Source organism: Desulfonatronospira sp. MSAO_Bac3, from assembly GCF_003838035.1.
Lineage (GTDB): Bacteria > Desulfobacterota > Desulfovibrionia > Desulfovibrionales > Desulfonatronovibrionaceae > Desulfonatronospira > Desulfonatronospira thiodismutans.
This window is the reverse complement of sequence record NZ_QYZY01000245.1, coordinates 1-9,743: the sequence shown is the minus strand read 5'-3', so window position 1 is coordinate 9,743 and position 9,743 is coordinate 1. Positions and strand designations below refer to the sequence as shown.

7 protein-coding genes are annotated in these 9,743 nt (G+C 54.2%); 3 read left to right on the top strand and 4 right to left on the bottom strand.

Features of this window, described 5'->3' with window-relative positions; translation table 11 throughout:
* Window positions 1-935: ASKHA domain-containing protein (locus D5S03_RS08425; protein ID WP_287043464.1), on the bottom strand; the 935-nt coding region annotated here is incomplete at its 3' end.
* 156 nt (window positions 936-1,091) lie between these two features.
* On the opposite strand from D5S03_RS08425, the gene D5S03_RS08420 reads away from it, so the two are divergent.
* Window positions 1,092-2,270 carry a TraB/GumN family protein gene (locus tag D5S03_RS08420; protein WP_008869397.1) on the top strand — a complete coding sequence of 393 codons (1,179 nt, stop codon included), beginning with the start codon at window positions 1,092-1,094 and terminating at the stop codon, window positions 2,268-2,270.
* A 12-nt stretch (window positions 2,271-2,282) separates the two neighbouring features.
* On the opposite strand, the gene D5S03_RS08415 is transcribed toward D5S03_RS08420, so the two are convergent.
* Entirely contained in the window at window positions 2,283-5,003 is a 2,721-nt protein-coding gene (locus tag D5S03_RS08415) for a UPF0182 family membrane protein (RefSeq protein ID WP_287043462.1), read from the bottom strand.
* A 250-nt stretch (window positions 5,004-5,253) separates the two neighbouring features.
* On the bottom strand, window positions 5,254-5,817 hold the full coding sequence (locus tag D5S03_RS08410) for a CDP-alcohol phosphatidyltransferase family protein (RefSeq protein ID WP_287043460.1): 564 nt from the start codon (window positions 5,815-5,817) through the stop codon (window positions 5,254-5,256).
* Between the two features lie 252 nt (window positions 5,818-6,069).
* On the opposite strand from D5S03_RS08410, the gene nadC reads away from it, so the two are divergent.
* Together nadC and nadB are read left to right on the top strand one after the other, a co-directional pair.
* Window positions 6,070-6,939 (top strand): carboxylating nicotinate-nucleotide diphosphorylase, encoded by an 870-nt coding sequence (nadC, locus tag D5S03_RS08405; RefSeq protein ID WP_287043448.1) that lies wholly within the window; start codon window positions 6,070-6,072, stop codon window positions 6,937-6,939.
* Between the two features lie 52 nt (window positions 6,940-6,991).
* Entirely contained in the window at window positions 6,992-8,572 is a 1,581-nt protein-coding gene (nadB, locus tag D5S03_RS08400; protein WP_287043447.1) for an L-aspartate oxidase, read from the top strand.
* A gap of 6 nt (window positions 8,573-8,578) precedes the next feature.
* Here nadB and D5S03_RS08395 read toward each other — a convergent pair whose 3' ends face one another.
* The gene (locus D5S03_RS08395) at window positions 8,579-9,685 is read right to left on the bottom strand and encodes a geranylgeranyl reductase family protein (RefSeq protein WP_008869402.1); all 1,107 of its coding nucleotides are present in this window, start codon (window positions 9,683-9,685) and stop codon (window positions 8,579-8,581) included.
* Between the last annotated feature and the right edge of the window lie 58 nt (window positions 9,686-9,743).

The following is a 9,743-nucleotide window of genomic DNA, read 5'->3' as shown; positions in this document are numbered from 1 at the left end:
TGGGTAAAATCAAATCCCGAGGCTACACCGTCACCGAAGGCACTGCCGAATCTGAGCCCCACCCCTTCCAGGGCCGGGCCCAGGGCCACACTGGTGCAGAAATACTCGCCCGGGCCAAGCCCCAGTACCATTTCACCATTGGTGCCCAGATCAAAAAACAAAAAAGGAAAAGTTGCCTTTTCCTGCAGAATAAGGCAGGTAAGGCCGCTGGATATATCTGCTCCCACAAAGGGCGAGATAAGAGGTGGAATAAAAACCCTCTGCCTGATTCCCGGCAGGGCAAAAAAGTCTCCGGCCGGGCCGCCCAGGTGGTATGGATGACCGGCCAGCCCGGCAATATCCAGGCCCAGCAGCAGATGAATCATGGCCGGATTGCCGGTAATGCAGGCCGGGATGCTCTCAGGAGAAAGCTCGAGAATTCTTTGGAGCTCTTGCAGCAGAAGGTCCTGAAGTTGCTGGAAGTGTTCCCGGCTTTCCCGGGCATAAGCCAGCCTGGACATGACTTCGCTGCCTGCTCCCATCTGGGGATTTAATACAGTACCTGTGCTTGGCCCGCCTCGGTCATGGGCAAACCCCCATTTAATGCTGGTAGTGCCCAGGTCCACCCCGGCTGCAACAGGAGCGGCACGGCTCTGCCACTCGGATTTTTCCGGCTTTTGCTGCCTGGGGATTTCAAGGACCATGTCCGCATCCGGAAAATGGGCGCAAGCCAGGCGATACCCCCGGGACAGTTCTTCGGGGCTGAAAAAATCATAATCTTTGTCCGAAGGCTCAGGCGCGCCGCTGTGAAAAAGCACCCTGCACCCGCCGCACAGGCCAAGGCCCGAACAAAGTGGCACCCCGGCCAGAAACCCGTGCTGAAAAAGGTTGCGGGACAGGGTTGCTGCAGGATCAGGGTTTATTTCCCTGCGGGCATTGTTTTGTAAAACACGCATTCTCGTCACTTGCATCATCTACAGGTTAGACTTATGATATCATCTTTGATCCACGGGGCGGCCCGAAACAACCGGATACAGAAAAAACGCAAGGCCCTCAAGCAGGCTGCGGGCCTCTTGTCAACATAATACACCCATCAGGAGCATTCACAAGAAATGAGTCAGCAAAACCCGGGCAACCTGGAAAATCTGCAACAGATCCAGGCAGGCGAAAAAACCGTATACCTGCTGGGCACAGCCCACGTTTCCCAGCAGAGCGTTGATGATGTTCAACAGGCTGTAGAGCAGATACGTCCGGACACCATCTGCGTTGAACTCTGTCCTTCCAGGTATCAGACCCTGGTGCACCCCGATGTATGGAAAAACACGGACATCTACCAGGTTATCAAGGAAAACAAGGCCCTTTTCCTGCTGGCCCAACTGGGGCTCAGCGCTTTTTACCGCAAAATCGGCCAAAAGCTCGGGGTCAAGCCCGGCGCGGAAATGCTCGAAGGTGTAAGGCAGGCTGAACGCACCGGGGCGGATCTCGTACTGGCGGACAGGGATGTGAACATAACCCTGAAAAGGGTCTGGGGTTCTTTGTCCATGTGGGGCAAATTCAAGCTCTTGATGCAGCTTCTTGCGGGAATGGTCTTTCCCGGGGACATCAAAAAAGAAGACATTGAAAAACTCAAAAAAAAGGACCAGCTCCAGGTGGTCATGGATGAGTTTTCCAGATCCTTCCCCCAGATTCAGAAATCACTCATTGACGAACGTGATCAGTACCTGGCCCACAAGATCGCCGAAAGCCCCGGAAAAACCATCCTGGTGATAGTCGGTGCGGGGCATATTCCCGGCATAACCACCTACCTGGACCAGGATATCGACATCGGCCCACTGACTGAAATGCCCGGGAAGGCTGTCTGGCCGACCATCATCAAGTGGGGCATCCCCTTAGTCATTATCGGCCTGCTGGTGCTTGGTTTTGTGACCCAGGGGGCGCAACATTCCGTGCAATCCATATATATCTGGATCCTGGTCAACGGACTGTGCTCCGCCTTAGCTGTAAGCCTGGCCCTGGCTCATCCCTACACCATTATGGCCGCATTTGTGGCCGCACCCCTGACCAGCCTCAACCCCACCATGGCCGCCGGGTGGATAGCCGGCCTGGTGCAGGCCTGGGTCAAAAAACCGCTGGTCTCGGACCTGGAACACCTGCCCAAGGCCTTTACTTCTATCAAGGCCTTTTGGATGAACCCGGTATGCAGGATCCTCCTGGTGGTGGTCCTGGCCAACCAGGGCAGCGTTCTGGGCACCTTTGTGGCCGGCACCTGGATCTTTACCAGGGTGTTTTAGTGGACAGAAGCGTTACCTGAGCATCTCCTTCAGGCCGTCCAGGACTTCCTGCAGGCTGTCCACAGCCTCGCGCAGGCCTTCGCGGAACTCGGGCAGGACCCTGTCTTCGCGGTCTTCGCGTACAGGCAGTTCCTCGTCGGTCTCCACCACCGGGGCCACTGCAGGCAATTCCCCCACCAAAGCGTCAATGGAGTCGTCCAGAATCTGGTGCATGACCACCTGCTCCGAATCAGCCAGGATTATCCTTCGAAGCTCCGGAAAATCCAGGGTATCGGGCTTCAAGAACACCGGTTCGGCATAAAGCAGGGAATCTCCTACAGGTATGACCAGCAGGATGCCCCTGGAGACCTCTGAACCCACCTGCCCCCAGAGGGTGAACTGCTCCGAAATGATGGCATCGTTGTCTATTCGGGCCTCCACTTGGTTCGGCCCGTCCACGTGTCTTCCAGATGGAAAGTTGTACAGCACCATTTCCCCCAGGTTTTCACCATCGCTTCTGGCGGCCAGCCAGCCCACCAGATTGTGCCTGTCCACAGGGGTAAAGGGCTGTATAAGCAGAAACTCTTCTTTTTCTTCCCCTGGAAGCCTGGCAACAATATAATATGGCTGCAAAACCTCGGTTTGTCCGAAAGAATGCTGGACCGGCACTGACCACTGATCCTCCTTGTTGTAAAAGACCACCGGATCCTGCATATGGTATTCCAGAAGTTTCTGACTCTGAACTGTAAACAGGTCCAGAGGATAGCGGACATGATCTCTCAAATACTCCGGCATTTCCTCCAGGGGCTTGAAAAGATCCGGAAAAACAGCATCATAGGTCCGCACCACTGGATCGTCCGGGTCTGATATGTAGTAATCCATGTGACCGTGATAGGCATCAGCCACAGTCTTGACGCTGTTGCGCATGTAGTTGAAAGCTCTCTGCCATGGGGCTGAGTAGGGATACCTGGAGGTAACGGTATAAGCATCCTGAATCCAGTAGACCTTGCCATCGGCCACAACGCTGTAGGCTTCACGGTCTCTTTGCAGGAAAGGAGTCAGCACGGAAAAACGCTCCGGAATGGTTCGCCGGTACTGGATAAGGCTTTCCCGGGTCACCTCGTTGGATATCAGGATATTGATATCGCTGAATTTCCAGGCATACATGAGCCGGCGGAAAAACGAATCCAGCTTTACCCCGCCTTCTCCCTCGTAATGGGTGTATACCGGGCCTTCAGGGCCGGGATAGTTGAACTCCTGCATGCGGCTGCGAACTATAAGGTAGTCCAGGCTCTTGAGTCCATAGTATATTTCAGGCCTGTCAAGGTTTACCTTGCCGGTGGGTGGTACATCCCGGATAAAAAACCCGGGACGCCCTCCGGACTCCACTTCAGTCACCGGGGTCATGGCCACGCCGTAGCCGTGGGTGAACTGCAGCCTGCGGTTGACCCAGCGCTGGGCTTCACTGGGCAGCTTGTCCGCGGACAGCTCCCTGGTGGCCAGCATGACCTGCCGCAGCTCGTCATCAACATTGTAGCGATCGGTGTGCACCTGCAGAAAATCATAGTAAAGCCGGAAAAACTGGATCTGGTTATAACTCTGCAGAAGCGGCCCCTCGTCCCACAGACGGACATTGCGCACCGTGCCTTCGTTGTCCTCTATGGTCTGACGATCCATTTCACCTCTGGCAGGATGGCGCTGGGAAGCAATATTGTCCAGACCATAGGCCTGTCTGGTAAAATTAATATTGTGCTCCAGGTAATCGCGTTCCCGGGCCAGTTCACTAGGTTCCACCATAAACCGCTGCACCAGTCCGGGAGCCAGATGCACCAGCACTATATTCAGGCCGAACCAGGCTGCCAGGGCCACAACCATGAGCTGCCTGCCCCGGTAGAAGGGTGCTGCAGCCAATACTCCGGCTGCAGCCAGGGCCACAAAAGTCATAATCGCCAGTCCCGGGCGCAGCACCTTGTCTTCGGTAAACCCTATGCCGTAGACTGCACCCATGGTTGAATTGAGCAGGTCATAGCGGCCCAGCCAGTGTCCCAGAGCCATGATCAGAAGAACTCCTGCTCCGAGAAGGGCCAGGTGGGTCCTGACCCTGCCGGTGAAGCTGAACTGTTCTCCGCGCAGAAGGCTGTTCAGGAAATAGTATGCCGCAACGATTATCAGCACAAATATCACTGCCACCAGCAGCCAGGAACGGACAAAGTCCAGCATGGGCATGGAAAAGACATAAAAGCCCAGGTCGTTGCCGAAAATGGGATCTGACTCTTCAAAGGGCAACTGATGCATAAACAAAAGCGCCTTTTCCCATTGCGAGGCAAAGGACCTGGCCAGGACAACCGCCCCCAGACCGGCTGCGCAGAAAGCCCCCCAGAAAACCACGGTACGGGCTTTGTAATAAAGCTGCATGGGAACATTCTGGTTTATAAGGCGCAGGCTGGTGATATTTTTGTGGGCCAGGTAGATATTGGGCAGGGCCAGAGCCAGAAAAACCGCCGCCCCCAGAAAAAACATGCCCACGCTGGTATACAGAATTTTGAGAATTATCTGCTGATAACCCAGGCTGCTGAACCACAGCCAGTCGGTGTAAAAGGACTGGGCCCAGCCGATCCCGGACAGGACAAGAATAAAGGCCACCACAGCCAGACCCACTTTGGCCAGCTTGTAGATCCTGGAAAAATCCAGGTCTTCCAGCCTGAACTGTGGACCCTGCCACCTGGGATCATTGGGACCAAACATATTGGACATCTGATATACCTCTACGACATCTGTTAAAAAATTAAAAAATTATTGAGCACACCTTGTGTCTGCTCTTATCCCCTCTTCCCCCATGTTTACCCCGTGAAATATACGAAGTATCAGCGCAGCGAATTTCACCGGGGCCCTATGCCCCATGCTCCATGCCCTAACTCCGGCCAAACGGAAACTCCAAACTCCCCTGCTATTCCTGAATCCCTCAATACCTCAATCCCTGAATCCCTCAATTTCATGCCTCATGCTAAATCATAAAACTGTACTGATTGCGTACATGCACGATTCTCTGTCCGACAGTAAAAGCGCATGCCAGCAGAAAAACGCTGATTCCGATCCAGAGCAGGGCCTCTGCCGTACCCGGCACAACCACCAGCAAAAAAGCCCAGACCAGCATATACACCACCCTGACAGACCTGGTCATGAGCCCTGTGTCGCAGTCCAGGCCTGCGGCTTCAGCCCCGGCCTTTATATAGCTTATGAGGTACATGCTCAGCAGAGCCAGGAAAAACAAAATGGTGGCTTCCAGTATCCAGCGTCCGTCCAGCCAGAAAAGCACCCAGAACCCCATGAGAAAAAAAGTGTCTCTGATGCGGTCCAGGGTTGAATCCAGAAATACCCCGAAGGAACTCTTTGGCCCGCTGTCCCTGGCCAGCAGGCCGTCGGCGCTGTCAGCTATGCCCGCCAGGGCTATGAGCAAAAGCCCCCAGAAAGCATGTGCTGAAAATCCCAAGGGTACCATAATGGCAAATACCAGCCCGGCAAAGGTAACCCTGTTGGGGGTGAAGCCTCTGTTTTTTATAAAAGGCAAGACAGCATTTTCCAGTCCTCGATAGTACAGCCTCCCAGGGCTGCTGTCTCTCAATGACATCCTGACAACCTCCTCTTGTGCAAACAGTTGAACGGGCAACCGACCTGTCCGGAAACGAAGAATGAAGACTTTGTAACCTCGAGTTATTTTTTTTACAAGCTTTACATACCCGCCCGGCATGCATAGAAGTTACGGGGTTATCAACCGGATATTGTCAACTATTGCCGTGGGCAGATATAGGGGCAGGCACTTATGAAAAAACAAAACGACTTTGAAAACTTTTTTCACGCCGGGATCATGGATCACCTGGAGGCCCTGATCAGACTCGCCCTTCAGGAAGATGGACAGGATCTGACCTCCATGGCCGTATTCAGTCCAGAAGACAAATGCCTGGCTGTCATCAAGGCCAGACAGAAGACCCTGGTTGCAGGACTCCCCCTGGTCCAGATCATACTGAACAAAATAGCCGGTGAAAGCCGGCCGGAATTTATGGTCCAGGAAGGAGACCTTGTGGACCCGAACACCCCGGTGGTGAACATCAGGGGCGGCACATGCAAAATCCTTCGGGCTGAGAGAATAATTCTGAACTTCATGGCCAGACTTTCGGGGATCGCCAACCTTACCCGGGCCTATATCCAGAAAATCGAAGATACTGATGTCAAACTCCTGGATACCAGGAAAACCACCCCCGGGCATCGCTACCTGGAAAAGTACGCCGTACGCCTGGGCGGAGGCATGAACCATCGCATGGACCTGGAAGAAATGCTCATGCTCAAGGACAACCATATCGACCAGGCCGGGAGCATAGAAAAGGCTGTGCAGATACTCCGCAATACTTACCAGCCTTGTCCGCCTGTAGAAGTGGAATGCCGCAGTGTGGATGACGTGCGCGAGGCGGTCAGGGCTGGATCAGATAGAATCATGCTGGACAACATGGGTATGGATGAAATAAGATTCTCACTTAAAATAACCAGGCAGGCCGGGGTGGAAAGCGAGATCAGCGGAGGCGTAAACCTGGACAATATACGGGATCTGGCCCTTCTTGGCCCAACATACATATCCGTGGGCGCCCTGACCCACTCGGCCGTTGCCGCGGATTTCAGCATGAATATGGAAATCTGATTGATCATGCAGCATATCTCCCCTTACAAACAGATAAACAAGGACTGATTATATGTCGGATACCACTCTGGAAACCCGGGTACTGATCATCGGTTCCGGTATAGCCGGATGCACTGCAGCCCTTCACCTGGCACGCAAAGGGCGGGATGTCCTGCTGGTCTGCTCCGGCTTATCCATGGATGACGGCAACTCTGCACTGGCCCAGGGAGGGATAGTCTACAAGGCCCCTGAAGACACCCCTGACCTCATGGAAAACGACATTCTTACGGCTGGATGGAATTACAATCACCTCCAGGCGGTCCGCTACCTGTGTCTTAGAGGCCCGGAAGTGGTGCAAAAAATTCTCATCGAGGACCTGCAGGTGCCCTTTGACAGCCTGAACGGTTCTTTTCATCTTACCCGTGAAGGAGGGCACAGCCTGGCCAGGGTCCTTCACTGCGCCGACTATACCGGCCGGGCCATAATGGACGCCTATGTCAAGGCCGTAAAAAAGGAGCCCAATATAAAGGTGCTTACCGGTCATACCGCAGTTGACCTGCTCACCACTCATCACCACTGCACCCGCAAGGAAATCAGGTACCATCTGAACAACCGGTGCATGGGGGCTTATGTCCTGGAGCAGGCCACCGGCAATGTTCTCAAGGTCCTGGCGGACTACACCATTCTGGCCTCCGGAGGTATGGGCCAGATCTATCTCAATACCACCAACTGCAGGCTTTCCCTGGGTTCAGCCGTATCCATGGGCCACCGGGCCGGGGCCAGAATGATGAACCTGGAGTTCATCCAGTTCCACCCCACTGCCCTTTTTCACCGCGGACCTCGCAAATTTCTCATTACAGAAGCCCTGCGAGGCGAGGGTGCATTCCTGGTCAATGCCCGCGGAGAACCCTTTATGCACAAGTACGATTCCCGAAAAGACCTGGCTCCCAGGGATATCGTAACCAGGGCCATTGTGGATGAAATGCTCGCCACACACGAGGATATGGTCTTCCTGGATGCTGCAACGCACATTCAGAACCCGGACAAGAGATTTCCCACCATTCACAAGAAATGCCTGGAACTGGGCATAGACATACGCGATCAGCTTATCCCTGTGGTGCCAGCGGCCCATTATTTCTGCGGGGGAATCCTGGTGGACACAACAGGAAGAACAACCATAGAAAGGCTTTTTGCCGCCGGCGAATGCGCCTGTACCGGGGTACACGGTGCCAATCGCCTGGCCAGCACCTCCCTTCTGGAAGCCCTGCTCTGGGGTCAGACCATCGCCGAAACCATAGCCTCCAGGCATGGCGCAAGATCCAGGCTAAGCCAGAAAACAAAGGCCTCTGTGCCGGACTGGAAGTTTCTGGGCAACAAGCAGAACGAAGATCCGGTACTCATTGCCCAGGACTGGGCCACCATCAAGAATACCATGTGGAATTATGTGGGAATAAACAGGACCAGGCCCAGGCTGCAGCGAGGCTTTGAGGACATGCGCAACCTGAACAAGAGACTGCACGATTTCTACAGGGAAACACCAATTTCACAGCCCCTGGTGGAGCTTTTCCACGGGTGTTACTCAGCTTATCTCATAACCACCGCGGCCCTGCGCAACAAGCAGAGCCTGGGCTGTCATCAGAGAAACGAGGAGTAAGAGGTTTTACCTTTTATGTATCATGTGCTCCAGGCGGGGCAGGATAAAATCAAGGCAGGGACGCAGGGAGCGTAACTGCAGCAGGGGCAGCAGCCCCAGACCGGCCTTGCGCATGAACCATTTAATACGCATATCCCTGATTATATCCGACAGCAGGCTGGAATACACATCCGCAGTCCTGTCATTCCTGGACCAGCACTCCTCAACGGCCCTGGCTGCCAGCCCGCCTGTGGCGTGTGCATAGTAAATCCCTTCCCCCAGGAGGGGATCAGCCATTCCGGCTGCATCTCCCAGGAGCAGAATATTCTGAAATCCAGGGGTCTTTTCATAGTCCCCGTAAGGCAGGACATGCCCCCTGATTTCCTTTTCATCCAGATGAACTCCTTGCCCGGCAAGCAGATCCAGCATAATCTTTCTGAGCTCGCGGCCGTCCTTGACCACAGCCGAGCAGATGCCCAATCTCTGCCTTGAGGCCCCGGGAAAGGACCAGGCATAGCCATCCGGGACAATGCCTGTAAAAAGCTCCGGAAAATCGGGAAAGCCTGCCTGTTGCCTGGATACAAAAGTCTCTAAGGCCAGGGCTGAGCCTTTGCTCCAGGGAGGACGGACCACCTTTTCCAGGGCCAGGGTCTTGCGCACCCGGCTGGATCCGCCGTCCGCACCCAGGATGAAACGTCCCCTGAACACCCTGCCGTTTTTGGCAGTAACCCGGGATTCAGGAATGTCCACCCGGACGATCTGTTCCCTGTATACAGAAGCCCCTGTTTCCCTGACCTTTTCATGCCACAGCTGGTCATAGCTTTCCCTGTCCACCAGGACGTAGGAATACTTAGAACTGCCTGTGTATAAGCGTTTTTTCCCAGTACTTATGGCATACTGACTGGAAACATGTCTTATGATATCCCTCTTTTTAAGCTCATGAGCAAGTTCAGGATAAAATAAGCTGCACTGGTCAAGGGTCTTTTGGGTGAGCATGCCGGCGCAGAGCTTGAACCTGGGAAAGGATTTCTTGTCCAGGACGGCGACATCCATTCCCTTTGCGGCCAGCAACAGCGCAGCAGTGGCTCCAGCGGGGCCGCAGCCGATAATTATGACGTCATACAGTTTGCTCATGGCTTTATTCTGATTTTGGAAGCTTCTTATCCTGGATTGCTATAAAATGATTTTAAAC